At 44.4% G+C, this 19,486-nt stretch carries 20 protein-coding genes; 10 read left to right on the forward strand and 10 right to left on the reverse strand.

Annotated elements, in window-relative coordinates:
- The first annotated feature begins 184 nt into the window (after positions 1-184).
- Together pdxR and L696_RS0125685 are read left to right on the forward strand one after the other, a co-directional pair.
- Positions 185-1,564 (forward strand): MocR-like pyridoxine biosynthesis transcription factor PdxR, encoded by a 1,380-nt coding sequence (gene pdxR / locus L696_RS0125680; RefSeq protein ID WP_025686184.1) that lies wholly within the window; start codon positions 185-187, stop codon positions 1,562-1,564.
- Between the two features lie 153 nt (positions 1,565-1,717).
- A complete protein-coding gene (locus L696_RS0125685) occupies positions 1,718-2,107 on the forward strand; it encodes a hypothetical protein (protein ID WP_025686185.1) in 390 nt (129 codons plus the stop codon).
- A gap of 5 nt (positions 2,108-2,112) precedes the next feature.
- Here the strand turns inward: L696_RS0125685 and L696_RS0125690 are convergent, their stop codons facing one another.
- The gene (locus L696_RS0125690; protein ID WP_025686186.1) at positions 2,113-3,027 is read right to left on the reverse strand and encodes a phosphatidate cytidylyltransferase; all 915 of its coding nucleotides are present in this window, start codon (positions 3,025-3,027) and stop codon (positions 2,113-2,115) included.
- Between the two features lie 97 nt (positions 3,028-3,124).
- Between L696_RS0125690 and L696_RS0125695 the strand changes: the two genes are divergently transcribed.
- From L696_RS0125695 to L696_RS0125705, 3 genes are all read left to right on the forward strand, one after another.
- Positions 3,125-3,667: a C40 family peptidase gene (locus tag L696_RS0125695; protein WP_025686187.1), complete on the forward strand. Its 543-nt coding sequence runs from the start codon at positions 3,125-3,127 to the stop codon at positions 3,665-3,667.
- A gap of 189 nt (positions 3,668-3,856) precedes the next feature.
- Positions 3,857-4,723: an SDR family oxidoreductase gene (locus L696_RS0125700; RefSeq protein ID WP_025686188.1), complete on the forward strand. Its 867-nt coding sequence runs from the start codon at positions 3,857-3,859 to the stop codon at positions 4,721-4,723.
- A gap of 256 nt (positions 4,724-4,979) precedes the next feature.
- Entirely contained in the window at positions 4,980-5,321 is a 342-nt protein-coding gene (locus L696_RS0125705) for a zinc ribbon domain-containing protein YjdM (RefSeq protein ID WP_025686189.1), read from the forward strand.
- Positions 5,322-5,524: 203 nt separating this feature from the next.
- Here the strand turns inward: L696_RS0125705 and L696_RS0125710 are convergent, their stop codons facing one another.
- Positions 5,525-6,280 (reverse strand): AIM24 family protein, encoded by a 756-nt coding sequence (locus L696_RS0125710; protein WP_025686190.1) that lies wholly within the window; start codon positions 6,278-6,280, stop codon positions 5,525-5,527.
- 249 nt (positions 6,281-6,529) lie between these two features.
- Between L696_RS0125710 and L696_RS0125715 the strand changes: the two genes are divergently transcribed.
- Positions 6,530-7,582, forward strand: coding sequence for an LLM class flavin-dependent oxidoreductase (locus tag L696_RS0125715; protein WP_025686191.1), 1,053 nt, complete (start codon positions 6,530-6,532; stop codon positions 7,580-7,582).
- A 152-nt stretch (positions 7,583-7,734) separates the two neighbouring features.
- Here L696_RS0125715 and L696_RS0125720 read toward each other — a convergent pair whose 3' ends face one another.
- The 3 genes from L696_RS0125720 to L696_RS0125730 form a co-directional block, all read right to left on the reverse strand.
- Complete coding sequence (locus L696_RS0125720; protein WP_025686192.1) at positions 7,735-8,244, reverse strand: DUF1036 domain-containing protein; 510 nt, start codon at positions 8,242-8,244, stop codon at positions 7,735-7,737.
- A gap of 90 nt (positions 8,245-8,334) precedes the next feature.
- Positions 8,335-9,843 (reverse strand): aminotransferase class V-fold PLP-dependent enzyme, encoded by a 1,509-nt coding sequence (locus L696_RS0125725; RefSeq protein WP_025686193.1) that lies wholly within the window; start codon positions 9,841-9,843, stop codon positions 8,335-8,337.
- Positions 9,844-9,977: 134 nt separating this feature from the next.
- On the reverse strand, positions 9,978-10,454 hold the full coding sequence (locus L696_RS0125730) for a DsrE/DsrF/DrsH-like family protein (RefSeq protein WP_025686194.1): 477 nt from the start codon (positions 10,452-10,454) through the stop codon (positions 9,978-9,980).
- A gap of 273 nt (positions 10,455-10,727) precedes the next feature.
- Between L696_RS0125730 and L696_RS0125735 the strand changes: the two genes are divergently transcribed.
- Positions 10,728-11,687 (forward strand): radical SAM protein, encoded by a 960-nt coding sequence (locus tag L696_RS0125735; RefSeq protein WP_025686195.1) that lies wholly within the window; start codon positions 10,728-10,730, stop codon positions 11,685-11,687.
- Positions 11,688-11,853: 166 nt separating this feature from the next.
- The gene (locus tag L696_RS32230) at positions 11,854-11,967 is read left to right on the forward strand and encodes a putative holin-like toxin (RefSeq protein ID WP_222822241.1); all 114 of its coding nucleotides are present in this window, start codon (positions 11,854-11,856) and stop codon (positions 11,965-11,967) included.
- Between the two features lie 243 nt (positions 11,968-12,210).
- Here the strand turns inward: L696_RS32230 and L696_RS0125745 are convergent, their stop codons facing one another.
- From L696_RS0125745 to L696_RS0125760, 4 genes are all read right to left on the reverse strand, one after another.
- Positions 12,211-14,151 (reverse strand): ABC transporter permease, encoded by a 1,941-nt coding sequence (locus L696_RS0125745; RefSeq protein WP_025686196.1) that lies wholly within the window; start codon positions 14,149-14,151, stop codon positions 12,211-12,213.
- Positions 14,141-14,902, reverse strand: coding sequence for an ABC transporter ATP-binding protein (locus tag L696_RS0125750; protein ID WP_025686197.1), 762 nt, complete (start codon positions 14,900-14,902; stop codon positions 14,141-14,143). Before L696_RS0125750 ends, L696_RS0125745 begins: the two co-directional genes overlap by 11 nt.
- A gap of 102 nt (positions 14,903-15,004) precedes the next feature.
- Complete coding sequence (locus L696_RS0125755) at positions 15,005-16,009, reverse strand: sensor histidine kinase (RefSeq protein WP_025686198.1); 1,005 nt, start codon at positions 16,007-16,009, stop codon at positions 15,005-15,007.
- Entirely contained in the window at positions 16,002-16,697 is a 696-nt protein-coding gene (locus L696_RS0125760; RefSeq protein WP_025686199.1) for a response regulator transcription factor, read from the reverse strand. Before L696_RS0125760 ends, L696_RS0125755 begins: the two co-directional genes overlap by 8 nt.
- A 287-nt stretch (positions 16,698-16,984) precedes the next feature.
- Between L696_RS0125760 and L696_RS0125765 the strand changes: the two genes are divergently transcribed.
- Both L696_RS0125765 and L696_RS0125770 read left to right on the forward strand, forming a co-directional pair.
- Positions 16,985-17,614, forward strand: a complete 630-nt coding sequence (locus L696_RS0125765) for a YfbR-like 5'-deoxynucleotidase (protein ID WP_025686200.1) — start codon at positions 16,985-16,987, stop codon at positions 17,612-17,614.
- Between the two features lie 176 nt (positions 17,615-17,790).
- Positions 17,791-18,777, forward strand: coding sequence for an aldo/keto reductase (locus L696_RS0125770; RefSeq protein WP_025686201.1), 987 nt, complete (start codon positions 17,791-17,793; stop codon positions 18,775-18,777).
- A gap of 80 nt (positions 18,778-18,857) precedes the next feature.
- Here L696_RS0125770 and L696_RS0125775 read toward each other — a convergent pair whose 3' ends face one another.
- Positions 18,858-19,481, reverse strand: coding sequence for an acetate uptake transporter (locus L696_RS0125775; protein ID WP_025686202.1), 624 nt, complete (start codon positions 19,479-19,481; stop codon positions 18,858-18,860).
- Positions 19,482-19,486: the final 5 nt, after the last annotated feature.

Genomic DNA, 19,486 nt, shown 5'->3' on the forward strand with positions numbered 1-19,486 from the left:
GCTACCACAGAACTGCCGACAATGACGGTTGCGATCAGTAATTCCATGTAAGTCGAAAGGGTTGGTTTGTTCATTCCTTCTCACCTCTTGTACAGATATTGATATATACTGTAACAATAGGAATTGGTCTGTTGTAGATCCAGTTGAAGAGGTTTTTGACAGTACCGCTTTAGGGGGACAGCGTATGTGGGTATCTATCGATAAGAATGTGGCAGTTCCGATGCTGCGTCAGGTGTACCAGACTATCCGGGACCGTATTTTAGCCGGAGAACTGCATGCGGGATATAAGCTCCCTTCGAGCCGGGTGCTGGCCTTACAGTTGAATGTCTCCCGGAATGTTATTCTCGAAGCTTATGAAATGCTGCTGGCCGAGGGTTTAGCCTCGGCGCGCCCGGGTTCAGGTACCTATGTAGCCGAGGGAGCCGTCCTGCCAGGTTATGTATCCGCACCGCCTATCGCAGCGTCTGCGTCTGCATGGGATACTCCATATTCAAATGAGGTGTCGGTGATTTCCTTCCGAACGGGCCTTCCCGCGTTGGAATTGTTCCCGCGAAAATCATGGGCCGACTTGCTTCAGAGCGTATGCAAAGAGGCTCCCGATCTGGCACTGGGTTATGGCGACCCTGCTGGAGAGCCCGAGCTGCGAAGGGAGCTGGCCGATTATCTGGTTCACACCAGAGGAGTGAAAGCCAGACCGGAACATATCGTAATTACTAGCGGAGCGGTACAGGCGATTCAGCTTGTCACACGCTTGCTGCTGTCTGCGGGGGACGAAGCCTTGGTGGAGGACCCGACGAACGAAGATTTAAAAAGCATCCTGTCGGCTACAGGGGCAACACTGCGGAGCATGCCTGTTGATGATTCGGGAGTTATAACAGCGGATCTGCCGCAAATAAATCACCCCAAACTGGCGTATCTGACACCCTCGCACCAGTTCCCGCTGGGGGGCATCCTGCCGATCCAAAGGCGAATCGAGCTCATTCGGTATGCAGCCCAGACAGGGTGCCTGCTACTCGAAGATGATTATGACAGTGAGTTCCGGTATGATGGGGCGCCTGTTCACTCCTTGCAGAGCCTAGACCCGGAACGGGTGCTATACGTCGGGACGTTTAGCAAAATTTTGTTCCCCGCACTGCGGATTGGCTATATTGTTCTTCCTCCGTCACGTGTCGCCGATTTTATCCGGTTAAAGCAACTGGCGGATTACCAGACGGCGAGCCTGGAGCAAATTGTACTGAGCCGGTATATCAGGAAGCGACTCCTTCATAAACATGTACATAAAATGAAGAAAGTGTACGCCAAACGGCGTCAAGTCCTGCTTGATAGTCTGGAGCAGCACTTTACAGGGCAATACCGGGTATGCGGCCGGCCGGCTGGCTTGCATTTGGTAGCAGAGTTCCAACTCCCGCTCCGAGAGGACTTGCAAGAATGTCTCCGTAGCGAAAGTGTATTTGCGGCACAGCTCGAAGGGAACCGGCTGCTAATGGGCTATGGGCATCTGAATGAAAGCAAAATTCGTGAAGGGGTCAGCCGGATCAGGAAGGCCCTGCAACGGTACATATGAACGAATATGAAACCATTTCGTTGGAAGAGGTGTAAGTTCAGCCATTTCCAGATCTAAGTTGTTGCCTGAAGAAGACCGCTCAGGTCTGAGAAGTTTTTAGTAAGGAGCCTGAGTTCTACACCCTGTTTGCCGATGAAAAAAGGAGGACACAAATTGAGGCTTTATGATAATAGAATAGTCCAGGTGGTCATTGCAATTCTCTATCCTATTGCGGCATTCGTAATATTGAGCAATGGTCGCTTGATCGGCTCATGGACTATTCCAGCGATCCTTGCGATATTGTTTTGTTTTTTGTGGAAAAATCTTCGTTATTTAGCTATTTCAAATATATTGATGTGGCTTGTATCCGTACCTATGTGGTGGTTTTTCGTTGAGCGTATGAGGGAAGGCCAAGGTGCCGCGATTTTTATTTCCTCCTTGCCATTCATTGTGCTGGCACACGTATTTATTGTTTTCATACCCCAAATATTAATTGTTCTATTTAAGAACCTTATCTTGAAAAAGCTTGAAACCTCTCACCACGAGGTGAGAGGTGGTCCTTAGAATCACTACATAAAGTCGAAAAAATAACGGATCACGTGGAAAAAGACGGGTGAGGTGTAGGTCAAGCTATCGACCCGGCTTAAGTAGCTTTTTTTCAAAGCATCGAACTTGTCGTCATCGCCAATTAATAAATCTCGCTTCAGCACGGAAACCGTTAAGCTGCCGAAGAAGCCGCTCAAGCTGATTAGCATACCAAAAATGAGCCCGAATTTCAGATCAAATGGCGTCAGGTAGGGATAGATCAGATATGAAGCCCCTATCGTCACGATAAACGCGAATGCAAAGCCTTCCCAAGTTAAATTTGGGTTGGAGGTCGGCACCACTTTCCGTTTCCCGAAATAGAGTGATGCCAGATAGTGTGCAACATCATTGAGCTGCGTCAACACCACTAGAAAAAGTACAAGTTTCGCCCCGTATTGCGGCGTAGCAAACTGAAAATAGGCCAAGTGGCTTAGCCCGAAAACCATCAGCATAAGCCCCCACTGGGTCGAGCTGACACTGCGCAGAAAACCGACCGTTCCTTTATTGATCAATCGCGGGAGCGGCAGGAGCAAGAATATATAAATAGGGATAAAGACAATAAACATCCCGTACCACCCGATATAAATCCAATAAAACTGCACAGGAATCGCCAAGTACGCCCACAAAAAAAGTCTGCGATCGGCTTTTCTGGATTTGATCATGGAGAAATATTCTTTCAGCGCAAAAAAAGTGAGTGCCATCAGGGAAAGCAGTGCAACAATCGGATTAAAAAGAGTTGCCAAGCAAAAGATAAAGAACATGCCCCACCAGGTTTTGATGCGAAGTCCGATGGCTGCATAGTCTTTGTTGGGCTGTGTTTTGACGATCACAACATAAATCAGTTGGATAGCCAATAAGGCTGTAAAAATAAGGATTAACGTTAATAGCGAGCTGTCCATTGCCAATCACCAACTTATCGCGAGGTAGGAGTCCATTATAGGGTTCCTATGTTATTATGAAGGAATAATCCAAACTTGATAAGGAGAAATTTCGTAAATGGCAGCTGATCAATCCGTCTTTATCTTGCTTACGAATACGGGAACATTTCTTACGAGAGTCATTAAAAGCTATACGAGGGCGCCATACAATCATGCCTCCATTTCCTTCAACCGGGAGCTTTCGGAGTTATACAGCTTCGGGAGAAAGACCCCCAATAACCCGCTGGATGGTGGTTTCGTGAAAGAGGATATAAAGACAGGTACATACAGCAGATTTCCGAATACAACATGTGTCATCTACGAGCTTCAAGTAACCGAGCGTGAAGTCGAAAAAATGAAACGGGTCCTACACGTCTTTATCCGAAGTCGTCAAAAATATATGTATAACTTACTGGGTTTGATTGGTATTGCACTCAAAGAACCGGTCGAGTTCAGTAATTCCTATTTTTGTTCGCAATTCGTCGCAGAAATTTTACAGCGATCCGGCATAAAAATATGGAACAAGTTGCCCGCTCTTATTACGCCGGATGATTTTCGGCAAAGCGACCGACTGCATTTGATTTATGAAGGAAAATTGAGCGAATATGAGCCTAAATCCTGAGCGGAGCGCCCCGAGCGCCCTTTTATTCAAACGCCCCGCGCACCTCTTTAACAATTCGCTTTAATGCATCAATCCGCCTAACATTTAATTTGCTGACAGCAGCCATGTATTCATCAATTCCAAATTAGACAAGCGTCATATTTATAGTTACTATAGAAAGGTAAATAAAATTTGAATGGAGGATTTCATATGAAAATCGCATTAACAGGAGCAACCGGGCAACTGGGTTCCATCGTGGTAGAGGCGTTGCTTGCATCCGTATCGGCAGAAGACCTTATTGTTAGCGTGAGAAATCCGGAAAAAGCAGAAAACTTGCGTGCCCGTGGCGTTGACGTTCGTCATGGCGATTTTGATAAACCGGAGACGCTGGACCAAGCGTTTGCTGGTGTAGACCGACTGCTGATTATATCCGCAGACGGCGATAATGATACGAGAATCCGCCAGCATAAGGCTGCTGTGGATGCTGCTGTACGTGCGGGAGTAGGCTTCATCGCTTATACCAGCGTTGCCAAAGCGGCTGAAAGCACTCTGTTCCTTGCACCTGTACATCGTATAACGGAAGAATTCATTCGCGAATCGGGTATCCCTTACTCTTTCCTGCGCAATAACTGGTATCTTGAAAATGAAGCAGGCACGATTCAATCCGTGCTGGCCGGGGCTCCTTGGCTGACCTCAGCAGGTTCCGGTAAAGTAGGTTGGGCTGCCCGTGCAGATTATGCGCAAGCGGCGGCAATCGTATTATCCGGCGAAGGGCATGAAAACACAATATATGAGCTTTCCGGCAAGTTGATTACCCAAGAAGAGTTTGCGGCGATTCTTGCTGAGGTGCTGGGTAAGGATGTGCCTGTACAGCAGGTAGACGATACTGCGTATGCCGACATTATGCTTGGTGCGGGCGTACCTGAAGCCGCAATCCCTATTGTGGTCGGTATTCAACAAGCGATTCGCGAAGGAGCTTTGGATGTTGTAAGCAACGATTTCGAGAAGCTTCTGAAACGCCCGCTTACGCCGCTTAGCCAAGGAATTCGTGAGCTGGTTGAGCAAACAAAGGCATAAACATGCCGTAGAGTACATTTTCAATATATGATTTTGCTTATGATGAAGGATGCTACCTAACGAGGCGGGCATCCTTTTTCAATCATCATAATCATTTCAAAGGGAAGGGAAAATCCCAAGCTAATTTCCTCCATAAGTGGAATCGTTGCTGATTATCCAATATACTTGTAAGGAACTCCAAGGAGGGCTTGGAGCAAGGTTTGTTCATAGGACGATCACAGGTGTAGAATTGATAATGAATGGAGTACATAAGACGATGTCTAATTTGCCAAATTGCCCGGAATGTAATTCAGAATACACGTACGAGGATCGGAGTCTTTTCATTTGCCCGGAATGCGCTCATGAGTGGTCTTCCGATTCAGAAGCAGCAAATAACGAAGATGTAAAAGTCATCAAAGATGCCAATGGTAACGTTCTGAAGGACGGTGATTCTGTAACTGTCATTAAAGACCTTAAAGTCAAAGGAAGCTCATCCGTCCTGAAAATCGGCACAAAAGTAAAGAATATCCGTCTAGTGGAAGGCGATCATGATATTGATTGCAAAATTGATGGCTTCGGAGCGATGAAATTAAAATCGGAGTTTGTGAAAAAGAACTAAAGGCTATGTTAATGCAACCCAACGAGTTTGGAGTTTGTACTGGAAAAACTCTTTGATATAAGAGGGTTTTTTCTTTATATTCGGACAGCTTCAGGAGGTAGAATCATAATCATAGATGGACCAACAGCAACAGAGACACTTTTCAGTTCAATGAGGATTAAGCCAAGAAGAAGCTAGACGCTTCTCCTTGGCAAGTGCTTTGTTTATAAAGGTGCCAGCCAAACGGTTCCTGTTCCCCTGTACACATTGACAAGCCCTTCGCCGGAAGCGGCAGAGCCCATTTTGGTTTTTCCAGATTTCTCGACGGTAAACTGTAAGGTATTGGACCACATGAGGGCAAAATTGCCGTCCACTTTTAGGATATCATTTTGCAATTCTACAATAACAGCTTCTTCGGAAGGGATCGGCGCTTGCAGGGCAAGAACTCCTTTTCCCCGAGCGCTTAAATTAAATAATCCTTCTCCACCAAGTGCGGCTGAGGAAAGGTTGCTGCGGGCAACGACGGATATGTCCAGTGTGGTTTCACAAGCTAAAAACAGGCTATCTTCAATAGCAATGTGATCATTATCGACATCGATGAGCCAAATGTAACTATAAGTAGGCTCCAGCATAATCGTACCCGTACCCTTATAGTGAGGTTTGATGGCACCTGTTCCTGTTACAGCACCGGACACCAAATTTCGCATTAAGCCTCCCACGCCCTTTACGCCGGTAGTCATTTCCATGCTACCCACAGTATATTGCATAGCTCCCGCCTTCATCATAATTTCGCTATTGTTGATTTCGATCATGAGCTGCTTGCGGCGCATGTTACTTTTGCTCATATAGTAATTAGCTTCCGCAGCCGCAACCGAGGTGCAGCTTAAATCCGATATGTATTCCAATACGGTAAATCCACCTAATTGGTCTGTGATGGCAACATTGCTGTTATCCTTTAGGTTATTGATGACAAAAGCCATGGATGTATGAGCCCCCTTGTTGTATTCACGCTGTGAGGATTGAAATCTCTTTTATTCCATAAAAATATTCGACAGAAAGATATCGTTTCCTGCGGGAAATCCTCAGGTTCTCTTAAGCCGGTTCCATATTTAGAAGGCGGAGCTTGAAAAAGTTATAAAAAAAGTTCAAAATAAAGATATCGGTTTTTAAAATGGTTTGCTTACAAAGCAGCCGATGGGAACGAGAGATTGAAGTAGGGGGTAGGGCAAGTGGAGATAGGTATCAGCACATTTGTAGAAACAACGCCGGATACACAAACGGGTGAGGTCATCAGTCATGCGCAACGAATACGTGAAGTTGTCGAGGAGATTGTGCTTGCAGATCGGGTAGGGCTGGATGTATATGGCGTGGGAGAGCATCATCGTAAAGATTATGCGGCATCTGCTCCTGCGGTAATATTAGCTGCTGCTGCTTCGCAGACCCAGCGGATTCGGCTGACCAGCGCGGTTACGGTGCTTTCCTCGGATGATCCGGTACGTGTATTTCAGGATTTTGCTACGCTGGACAGCATCTCGAATGGACGAGCTGAAATCATGGCAGGCCGGGGTTCTTTTATCGAATCCTTCCCGCTGTTTGGCTATGATTTAGATAACTATGACGAACTGTTTGATGAAAAACTCGAACTGTTGTTGAAAATAAGGGATTCTGAAAAAGTCACCTGGAAAGGTGGACATCGGCCTGCGATCAATAATCTGGGCGTGTATCCACGTCCGGTTCAAAATCCGTTGCCCGTATGGATTGGTAGCGGAGGCAATCAGGAATCTGTGGTTCGCGCGGGTTTGCTCGGGTTACCATTGGTTCTGGCGATTATTGGCGGTAGCCCTGTGCAGTTTGCGCCGCTTGTGGAGCTGTATAAAAAAGCGGCTGCGCACGCAGGGCATGACGCATCATTACTTCCGGTTGCATCACACTCACATGGTTTTATCGCAGAAAATACCGAGCTTGCAGCCGATAAGTTTTTCCCTTCCACCCAGCAGAGTATGAATGTGCTTGGGCGGGAGCGTGGATGGGGTCCTTACACTCGTTCCAGCTTTGATGCCGCGCGTAGCTTTGAAGGGGCGTTGTATGTAGGCGATCCCGATACGGTTGCCAAGAAAATCATTCACCTGCGCAAGCAGGTAGGCATTACACGCTTTCTGTTGCACGTACCTGTAGGCACGATGCCGCATGATGATGTCATGAGAGCTATTGAGCTATTGGGGACAGAGGTAGCGCCACGAGTTCGCGAAGAGATATCCAAGTGGGAATCCGAGAGTAAATAAGCGGATTTACCTCAATAGATAAAAGAGAAAGGAGCAGACCATGGGGGTGAGGTCGCTCCTTTTTTGGGTTCTAAAAAAATCTGTGTATACGAGATGAAAAGGTAATTCTTTAGCTTGGCTTAGCTAGCCTGTTTTGCGAAATGCCCAATTATTTATTTGGTCCGTTTTTTATGCGCGATGCGTTTTTGCAATAGAGGTTTCCCTTGTTTTAGTTTCTTAGGTGTTGCAGGGACTCTGCGTAAAATAGGCTTTTCTTGTGTTGCTTTTGAAGGCAGTGTCATGCGGAGTGTGGAAGATGCAGGTTTTCTTTGACTGCTGCTCGTTATAAAGTTGATGGTGTAGTTCAGGACGAACGGGCCAACTGTGACTCTCCGTAGTCCCACGCTTCTACAAGTGGAACAGCCTGTATTCCAGCACCAATTGAAGGCCGTCTCAGGAACTTGAGTGAAGTATGAACCCCGCCACTCGCGACCAAAATCATCCTCACCGTAATAATAGAACGTGTTACCGCCTGCGTAGCCACTCCACACCTGAATGGTCTGACCGGGGTTAACACGGTACCAGCCCGTTTTAGAGTAGTTAACAGGACTGCAGCCGAAATCCGGGTAGGCAAAGACCACAAAGATAGCTGCATTGGTACTGTTGCGAAAATTAAAACCCATTGTCGTCACTTCTTTCCTCATATAGTAATATACCAATCTTACGGTGTATCCTATGAGATCCTTTGAAAGAAGGAAACGGACAAAAGTCTCTTAATTGCTAAAATTGAACCATTTGCTGATGTCTATTTTGTTATATTCATTCATAGATCGCCATTCGTTCGATTCTGGTTGATAGGTATAATCTTTTTGCCATGTCATGATGTTTTCTGCAATTGCACGTATGGAAGAGGTGATATAGAAGACTTCCTGATTCGTCATTATGGGATGGAGGGATAGGCGCACCCAGCCCGGTTTTCGCGATAAATCTCCCGCATGGATTAGGCTTGTCATTTGATTAGAGGTTTGTTGATCGATGCCCAGTAAATAGTGTCCATACGTTCCTGCACAGGAGCAACCGCCGCGGACCTGAATTCCGAACCGATCATTCAATAATTTTACGATCAGATTGTAGTGGATATGGTCAACAACGAAAGAAACGATTCCGAGTCGTTTTTGGCTTCTTCCACCTAAAACGTGCAGGCCTGGTATTTTGTCCAACCCGTTTAACAATAACGACGTTAGTTCATTTTCGCGCTCCAACATGCGCTTTTGTCCCATCTGTTCTTTTAGCCGAATGCAGAGTGCCGTTCGAATGGCTTGTAGAAAAGCAGGAGTTCCTCCATCCTCACGGGCTTCAATATTATCTTTATACTCGTATCCCCCCCAAGGATTGGTCCAGCTTACCGTGCCGCCTCCGGGCTGATCCGGAGCACAATTGAGGCACAGCCTCGAATCCATAATTAAAACGCCGCTTGTACCGGGACCACCAAGAAATTTATGGGGAGAAAATACAATCCCGTCCAGTTTCTCAAGGGGATCTGTGGGGTGCATGTTGATCTCGGCATAAGGTGCACTTGCCGAAAAATCAACGAAACAAACGCCGCCATGTTCGTGCATTTTGCGGGATAGCTTGTAAATCGGCACTTCGAACCCTGTAACATTGGAGCAGGCTGTAAAGGCGCCAATCTTGATAGGGCGATACTGGAATTGAAGCAGCAGTCGTTCGAGATGAGCTGGATCGACAATCCCGCCGGGACCCGGAGGAAGGCATACGACGTCTCCAATGGTTTCTGCCCAGGAAATATGATTGGAATGATGCTCCATGTGTGTAACGAAAATAAGGGGGCGTTCTTTTTCGGCGATGGGGTATAGGGGCTTTAATTTTTCATGTATTTTCAATCCTAACAGCCGCTGAAGCTTATTTACCGCTCCCGTCATACCAGACCCGGCGAACAGGATGATATCGTGTTCGCCAGCATGAACGTGGTTCTTAATGATTTGCTTCGCCTCTTCGTAGGCTTGGGTCATCAGAGTACCTGTCAAATTAGACTCCGTATGGGTATTCGCCACAAAAGGGCCTAATTCATTAGCTATTTTCGACTCGATGGGTCCATACAGACGGCCGCTGGCTGCCCAATCCGCATAAATCAGCTTTTTTTGTCCATATGGAGATTCAAAGGTCTGGTGATATCCGATTGTACTTTCGCGATACCTTTGGAAATAAGCCTCGTTAGAAGGCTGATACCTGCAATTACTGCTTCCAATTCGAGCCATGAGCATACGGCGCCTCCCAAGTCGTTCTGTCTTCTTAGGGTACGTAGGTAGGCCTGAATGGGTTAAAAAAATTAGTTAAGTGTCATCATTTTGTCAAAATAAAAGCCTCATCCGAAAGCCGGACAAGGCGTGCGTACAGCTTATATGAACAGCTGCATATCCGATTCGAGCGCATCTTTGAGATACGTTTTGGCCTCGATAATTTCTAATTCAGGAATGAATTCTTCGGGTTTAAAACCCATAATGTCCACCGATAGCTTGCAGGCATAAAATTTGACATTCTTTTTCCGTGCCCCCTTCAAAAAGTGAATCAGCTTCGGGGCTTCGTTATCTTCGATCATTTCCGTCAGCATCAGCTTGCCTAGACCGCTAAAATTCATTTTCGACAACGGCAGCTCCTCAGGTCCTTTTGGAGTCATCCAGCCCATGATTTTTTCATAAATCGTTTTGTCCTCAAGCGTCATTTTATCAGGATCACGAACCAGAAATAGTCCCCAGAACGCAAAAAACATCGTCACGTCCACGTCCAATTCCCGAGCCGTATTCGCCAAAATCAGTCCAGCCATCGCCTTATCGTAATCCCCGCTGAACATGAGCAGGTTCATCTTTTTGTCCACTACCTTCCGCCTCCATTACCAACAGATATATTCAGTATGGATTGGGAAATGAAAAGTATGCCCGGTTCACATATCGCTCACAATTAGGGGGCAACTATCGTAAGAAGGAATGAATGTCACGGATATATCCAAACGTCTCTCTGATGAAAATAAGTAAGTATAACTATGATTTTACCGCCAGACGATACCAATGTCATATCTCCAAACCGCTCCCATTCTGTATAATCTCAAGGGAATTCAAGACACAAGCCTGAGATTGGGAGGGTCATGGAAGTGACTACAGAGAATAAATATAAATCGCTTGAACTGGAAAAGCCGGGTATTTACGAGTTGGAGGGGCTAGAAGTTGGAGTCACCTCCAATTGTAATTTCAAATGCGATTATTGCTGCGCATACCAGCGGAATGATGGACAATGCATCAGTAGTAAAGAAGTGATACGCATCATCGATGAAATCCCCACCTTAAAACGCGTGAGGCTGTCCGGGGGAGAGGTGACCTTGAAGTATCAGGATTGTCTGGACATTGTGGCTCACTGTTCGAGCAAGGGAATCGCTACCCAGCTCAACACTAATGCCAGCTTGCTCAGTCCTGAACGGATTGAGAGGTTGCGTGACGCGGGACTTTCCAATATCCATATCTCCTTCAACTTCACAGACCCCGAAAAATATGCGGCATATTATCATGTTCACCCTCGCATGTATGAGAAAATCGTTCAAAATATCCGGTTGTGTACCGAAGCCAAGCTGGAAACGGTGCTGGAGACGTTGCTGTTTGCGGAGACGCAGAACAATATGCCAGCTATTAGTGAAAAGGTATATGAACTCGGTGTGCGCATCCATGAAATCCAAAACAGCATTGTGATGGATCATACCAACTGGAACGCCATCTCCACCAAGGAAGCACTTGTCCGTTCCGTTCATGACTTAATCGCACATAAAAAGGACGACACCGTGCTGTATTTCACCTGTATGGATCGTTTTGCAGAAGCTTTAGGCTTCAAGGAGCAGCCGGGCGTATATTTTTCCAACTGTGTTGATGGTAAAAAACAGCTCCATCTTCACGGGAACGGGGACATCCTGATATGTGAACTATGCCATCCTGTGGTCATCGGCAATATTTATAATGGAACATCCTTAAAGGATATTTACAAAAATAAACCGAAGCCGCTTCAAGAGTTTCTCGACAAACTGCCTTGTCCTGCCTATGATGCACTTTTCCCTGTAGAAAGCTGAGAGAGGAAAGATGTAAGTAACGGAGTATGCGAGGCTTGTACAGCATAAGAGAGTTTTAATTTTTACTAATAACATATCCATATCCATATCCATATGTCATAATATTGCTTAACAACAATGGCTTAGATGGGCGGTTGGCTAGTCTCCTGCAAAGGAGGTGATGCCTGTGGAGGTTAAAGATGCTCTGACATTAATGATGATGTTCGGTACGCTAATTATTGCGTTAATCGGATTAATCGTCACGATTGTTATTGCGTTGAACCAAAACAAAAAGAAATAGACCGCCCTCGGACAAGGTAAACGGTCTATCTTCACTGATCTAAACTATAGCCGACCGCCCTTAAAAGCGGCTGTTGCTAAAGAGCAGGGATGTTAACGCATCCTTGCTCTTTCTTTATTATGTTCTTCTTAACTATATTTTATCACAGTTTTATCAGCATAAATACAACAAGGATCAGCAGGGTTGCAAAAATAAAGTATATATCTTTAACAACCTCCGGTGTGAGTTTTGGATTTTTTTCGATTATAATGCTGCTTTAATGACTTTTTTATAATACAGGATGGATAGTATCCCGAAAATGGAATATAAGGCGGTGTATAGTACCATAACGATGATCATAGGCATCCAAATTTCGGTTCCAAACAAGAACCAGCCGGATTGGACGGCGAAATAGCTGTGTGAAAGGCCAATCACTAATGGAATGCCGAAGTTAAAGAGTTGTTTTATTTTAATGCCTCTAAGCAGGTCACCTTGTGTGAACCCCAATTTTCTCAACACCGTATAATTAGCTTTTTCGTCTTCGCTCTCATCCATTTGCTTAAAATAAAGGATACAGCCTGATGTAATGAGAAAGGTGAGTCCTAAAAATCCAACTACAAACATGATCACTCCCATGTTCCGCTTCTGATTGCTGCTCATTTCAAGGCGTGATGTTTGTTGATCATTAAAATTCGCAGCTGTAAAGAGACGATTTGCTTCTTCAATTTGTTCTGCATTCATCATATTAATTCCAATATATAAGGATGATTTCTTTTGAATCTCAGGATTTACATCTTTCTTTAACCGCTCAAATATGGTTTCGTCTACAATGGCAGTGGGTAGTCCCCCGGCTGTAAAATAGTAGGGAATCACATACTCCTTTTTTAGACCCAAATATTGTTGATGTACGACTTCTTTTTTTCCCTTCAAATCCAATGGACCAAAGTTTTTCAAGGACATAAATTTCTGTAACAGATCATTATAGCCCGTTAAAATCGCTTGACCTGGAGATACATCCGTACCCTCCACAGATTGATCGCTTATGACAGGCAGCGTCATGGAATTCGCACCGATATTTATTCCTTCCAGAGGAGTTTCCATGATTTGCGCTGTGTCCACACTGACTTGAATGACTTCAATTTTCTTTTCACGATACTTTATATCATGCTCATGAAGTAACGTTGTGAATTTCTCTGCATCCGGTACATTCGTCATTGCAAAATGGGAAGGCACATTGTCCTCAGCTGCTTGATCCGCAGAATAATAGGCGATATAGCTTAAGGAGAGTAAACCGATGGCAAGTGCCGATACCGTCGTAATAATGGTCAGTAATAAAGCATTCGATTTCATGCGGAACATAATGGATGACAGAGACAGCACCTCATTGATGTTTAAATAGCCACCTTTACTTTTTCTGATGATATTTGAAATAAAGCGGATAGATCCTTTATAAAAAAGAAGTGTTCCAATGATGACAGTGCCCAAAATAAACACCATAGCCATAAATAATTCATTCATGGATGTAAAGTCCCCACCAAACAATTTGGAAGAAACATAGTATCCTACAGCGATGAATGAAACTCCAATGATCCCGATGATCATCTCATAGATAGATATTTTCTTGATTTTCCCTTCGGTGGTTGAGGTCACTCTGAACAAAGACAAAATACTCTGTCTTTTGATAAAGGAATAATTCATGAGCATGATCAACAGGTAGATGATACAAAAAACGATGAGTGTTTGAATAAGTGCCTGGTTAGAGAAATATAGAGTGGCAATGGCTTCGACGCCCGTCGTCTTAAATAAAATCATGATCACTAATTTGGAAAAGGAAAATCCAACTCCGATTCCAATAAACAGGGAACTGAAGTATAGAATTAAGTTTTCAGCACTCAGGATGCGAAAAATTTTATTTTTGGTCATTCCGATTAATTGAAATAAGCCAATTTCTTTGCTGCGTCTTTTTATGAAAATATTATTAGCATACAACAGGAAGATGCAGACAATGGCGACCAGCAGGACGGATGCTGTACGTATGGAAGCCGCGCCCTTAACTGAACCCTTCACTTCGTCCATGGAGGGATCATATTGTAATGTGACAAAAGCGAAATAGAGCGCAACACTGAAAATGAGAGCAAAGACATACAGGTAATAATTTTTCAGGTTTTTTTTCAAATTTTTCAGGATGAGTTGATTAATGTTCATATTGGACCCCACCTAAGACCCCTTGGGTTCTCATGATATCCTGAAAGAAGCTTTGTCTTTCCTGCCCGCCTTTATGAAGCTGCGTATACATTTGCCCATCCTTAATAAAAATGACCCGACTGCAATGGCTGGCTGCGACAGGATCATGCGTGACCATAATAATGGTTGCCTTGCGCTTTTGGTTTAACTGGCCCAGCTTGTTTAACAAATCGGAAGCGGATTTGGAATCCAGCGCACCCGTAGGTTCATCGGCAAAAATAATACTGGGCTCATGAATAAACGCTCTGGCCGCAGATGTACGCTGTTTCTGTCCACCCGAGATTTCATTGGGGTACTTATCCTTCAACTCATAAATTCCCAGCTCTGTAGCCACGTCCTGAAATCTTCGGTTGGCCTCTTTTTTAGGCGTTTTGGTGATGGATAAGGGTAAGAGAATGTTCTCCTTCACGGTTAGCGTATCCAGCAGATTATACTCTTGAAAAATAAACCCTAAATGCTTTTTGCGGAATTCAGCCAGTTGCTTTTCCTTCATTTTCGTCATTTCGATATCATTGATTTTGATGGAACCTTGGCTCACTTTATCAATGGAGGAAAGAACATTCAGCAGTGTGGTTTTACCTGAACCAGAGGCTCCCATAATACTGACAAATTCGCCTTCTTCAATAAGGATATCAATTCCCTTCAAAACCTCCTGCATATTTAACTTATTACCGTAGCTTTTATGAATTTTATGGGCTTCTAAAATATTCACTTCGATGCACTCCTTATTATTCTTGTAGCTTTATTATAAAAATAGGGCCGATGTTTTTCCTTTGATTGGGCGAACAATACATAAAAGCATGTGACATCTCTGTCACATGCTCACCATGCTCACGAAATCATTTCGTTTGGGGAAAATTAAAGTGAAGGTCGTACCCACATTCGGTTTGGAGTGCACATCTATATGTATGAGCAAGGACTGTGCTGCCTTTTTCGTTAAATATAATCCCATGCCCGTTGAAGTATGATCAGAATGTTGGGTCGTGGATGTAAAACCTTTCTCGAAAATACGGGGTATATCCTTCGGATCAATACCGCGACCAAAGTCTTGGACCTCAAGCCGTATTCGATCCTTTTGTTTATAGCTGTGAATGATAATATCACTGGCATCGCTATATTTGATGGCATTGGTTAAGAGCTGTCTGACGATAAAAGCAAGCCATTTGGCATCACTTAGCACTTCCATTTGCTCCAATTGGATGTCAAAGCCGATCCCTTTTTGGATGCACCATGACTGTAAGGCTTTGATCTCTTTAAAAACCAGAGATTTTAAATCCACTTGCTCGACATACAAATCATTTTCAATAAAGGATATGCGTTTGTGATGGAGCTGCTGGTCCAGCAGTAAGTGAATTCGTAGCCATTCATAGGTTAACTGAGCTTTTAGGGGCTTATCGTCCAATCGCTCAATCATCAAATGCATGGCGGTCAAAGGTGTTTTTACCTCATGAATCCAGGATAATAGTTCATCTTTTTCGTGTTCAAGTGTTAATTGATTTTGCGAGATGATCTGTTGTAACCGCTCGGTCTGGTCAGTGATTTTTTGTTCAATGATTTGCTCAAACGGACTCTCGGGTTCACCTATACCCGTTAATTCGAGAGGGCTTTCCCATTCTTCCAGTGCTGTATAGAATCTGGTTTCCTTAGGATAGCGAACGATTAAGAAAACCAAGAAAATCATCATAGATAAGAAGACAATATAAAGGATCGGCATCAACGGGATTGCAGCATCCACATAAGCGATGAACAGGATCAGGAATTGCTGACATACAAATAGCAGAATCCAGCTTCGCCTTTCCATAAGATATTTTTTAATCATAGGCAGGTGCCTCTTCTATGGCTATGTAGCCTTGCCCCACCTTCGTTTCAATGAAACGGCCCAAATCCAGCTCATCCAGCTTTTTTCGCAGGCGGTTCAAGTTGACGGTCAGGGTATTGTCGCTGACAAAACGTTCATCATCCCATAGGCTTTTAATTAATTCCTCCCGGGAGACAATTTTGTTTTTTTGCTCAATCAGCAGCTTTAAAATATAAATTTCGTTCTTGGTTAATTCGATGGAGCCAGTCTCATTGGCAACTACATTCTTTTCGTAATCGACCGTGGCTCCACACCATGTTTTGAGAGAGACGGGTTCTGTATTGTAATTGTATACGCGGCGAAGTGTCGCCTGTAATTTTGCAATAAGTACATCAAAATGAAACGGTTTTTGAATAAAATCATCTGCTCCAAGCTGCATCGACATCACCATATCCGTAGGGTGATCACGAGATGATAAGAAAATGATAGGGACGTTAGAGTGGGATCGAATCATTCGACACCAATGAAACCCATCAAATTTCGGCAATTGAATATCTATCACGACCAGATCAGGCTTTATCGTTGTAAATTCCTGAATGACTTTATTAAAGTCATGGATGCCATACACATCATAGTTCCATTGAGTTAACCGCTCCTTCATTTCATGGAACAAAGTCTGATCATCTTCAATTAGCAAGATTTTGAACAACGGTTTCACCACTTTTTACTTTTTTTAGGATTTTGCAAAATTCGATTCCAGTCGCTCCAAAGTTCAATATATAGACGAACTAGAGCATTTCGATCTATATATTGTTCATTAGAAGTCGCTTATTGGATTTTTGCAAACTGCTCTTTTATAAAGTGTATAGCAAAATTGGTTTATGTGCTATATGTGTGAGTATCCACTTTATACTGCGATAATCTGCTGTTAATAGTTGAGGTTTATAGTTGGGTTTATATTTACTATCTCATATATTTTAAAGGATGGATGCAATGATGGGAATTCACACGTATTTTCGGTCGCTAAATGAGCTGGAAAGAATCATACGTTGTCCGGGCAAGTTTAAATTTGAGGAACACAGCGTATCTGCTCATTCATGGAAAGTGGTGCAGTACGCCAAGACGCTGGCTGATATTGAAGAGCGAAACGGCGTAAGCATTGACTGGAAAAAGCTTTACGAGATCACAAGCAGCCACGATTATGGGGAGATTTTTATTGGAGACATTAAAACGCCTGTTAAGCATTCCTCCAAGGAGCTCCGGTTATTAATCCAGCAGGTCGAAGAAGGTATGATTGAGTATTTTATTGAAGAGAATATTCCGGATGATTTTAAAGCCATTTTCCGCAAACAGCTACGGGAAGGTAAGGATGATTCTGTCGAAGGCTTAATCCTTGAGGTTGCTGACAAGATGGATCAGGTGTACGAAGCATTTGCCGAACTACAGCGGGGAAATACCGAAAAAGAATTTATAGTCATGTATCGTAATGCGCTTGTGAAAATTAAAAACATTCAATTAAAATGCGTGGATTATTTTTTGGAAAATATCCTGCCGGATATGGTAAAGGAAGAAACGCCTTCATCCATTGATATTAAAAAGATTACGGAAGAAGCCTTGGCTCTGTAAATGAATGTCCTCACCGTCCAGAAGCTTCAGAAGCGCTTCTGTTCTTACATAATAATTCCACTTTCAAGTTAGATACCGCTTGACTTCAAGTTAACTTGAAGTAGTAACATGATAGATGTGACGTGTTAATTAGAAATACGGATGGGCCATTCTTTCAATAATAGGAGTGATTGAAGTTGAAAAAGAAACAACTGGGTAACAGCGACCTTCAAGTATCTGCACTGGGTCTGGGCTGCATGGGGATGTCTGAATATTATGGCGAGTTGAATGATCAGGAGTCGATCAAAACGCTTCATCGTGCGCTGGAGCTGGGAATAAACTTCTGGGACACAGCAGATACCTACGGTGTAGGTAAAAATGAAAAACTGATCAGCCAAGTTCTGCGGAGCCACCGTGATGAGGTTGTATTGGCTACCAAGTTTTCGATTATGCGCGGAGAAGATGGTGCATTTCTGGGTGTAAACGGGCGTCCTGAATATGTGAAAGAAGCGTGTGATCGCAGCCTGCAAAGACTGGGTGTAGATGTGATTGATTTGTACTACCAGCACCGTGTCGATCCGAATGTACCTATCGAAGAAACGGTGGGCGCGATGAGTGACTTGGTTCAGGCAGGAAAAGTCCGCTATCTGGGACTATCCGAAGCTTCTCCTGCGCTCATTCGACGTGCTCACAAGGTACACCCGATTACAGCCCTGCAAACGGAATATTCCTTATGGAGCCGGGAAGCGGAAGATGAGGTTATTCCGACGTGTAAGGAGCTGGGTATCGAATTCGTAGCTTATAGCCCGCTGGGACGCGGCTTTTTGAGCGGGGAAATCCAGAAGTTTGATGATTTCGCAGAAGACGATTTTCGTCGCTTAATGCCGCGTTTTCAGCCGGAAAACTTCCAGAAAAATCTGGATCTTGTGCAGCATGTTAAGGACCTTGCTGCTCAAAAAGGTGTTAAGCCTTCTCAACTCGCTTTGGCATGGTTGCTTGCGCAAGAGGGGATTGTTCCGATTCCAGGCACCAAACGGGTGAAGTATTTGGAGGAAAATGCAGGGGCAGTCGATGTCACTTTATCCGCGCAGGAGATGGAAGCTATTAATGGGATCATTCCTGTAGGGATGGCAGCGGGCCTTCGTTATCCGGCAGAGCGGATGCCAAATTGGCAAGCAGAATAGTACCAACAACGTCATAACCCAAAAAGCCGTCCTCAACGCGGATCGGCGCGAAAGGCGGCTTTGCGGGCTTACATATACAGCTAAGGGCGTGGTTTGAAAATGCCGAAGGGACGTCCTACAGGCAGGAACGTACGGCCGAAGTGAGCATTCAGAACGGCGGCTCCTGTACCGTACAGCGAGAGCAGACCAATTCCCATTTCAGCATAAGCCGCGATGGTATGGAATACCTCAGGAGCAACACCGAATGCATCGAAGCTAAGACCGAGGAACAGAAAATCAATCAATACAAAGATAAAAAACAGAACCTTATGCGTCTCCATTGCTCCAATGGTCATGAACAGCGTGAAGATGAGATAGCCCGCAAAGGCAAAACCGAGCTGTTTACCGTCTATAGCAGAAGCCAGCTCAGGGCCGAATACGCCCATTTTGATCATCCAGCTACTAGCTATAGCTAACCAGAAGAAAGCGTAAGCGCCGAATGCCGTCATGCCAAAGGTGTTATTATGCTTTGCATCCTGAATGCAGGCAAACAGCTGTGCAAAGGCACCAAGGAAGATTGCCCAAGGGATGATGAAGCTCAAGCCTTCAGTGAGACCGAGCTTTTGGGATGAAGCCACAAGCGTTACAATAGCCAAGCCAAACAGACCGATCGCGCTCGGATCGGCCGTTACGATTTTTACGTTAGAATGAGATTCGTTTTGCATGAAAA

The sequence above is a fragment of the Paenibacillus maysiensis genome, assembly GCF_000520815.1.
Classification (GTDB): Bacteria; Bacillota; Bacilli; order Paenibacillales; family Paenibacillaceae; genus Paenibacillus; species Paenibacillus maysiensis.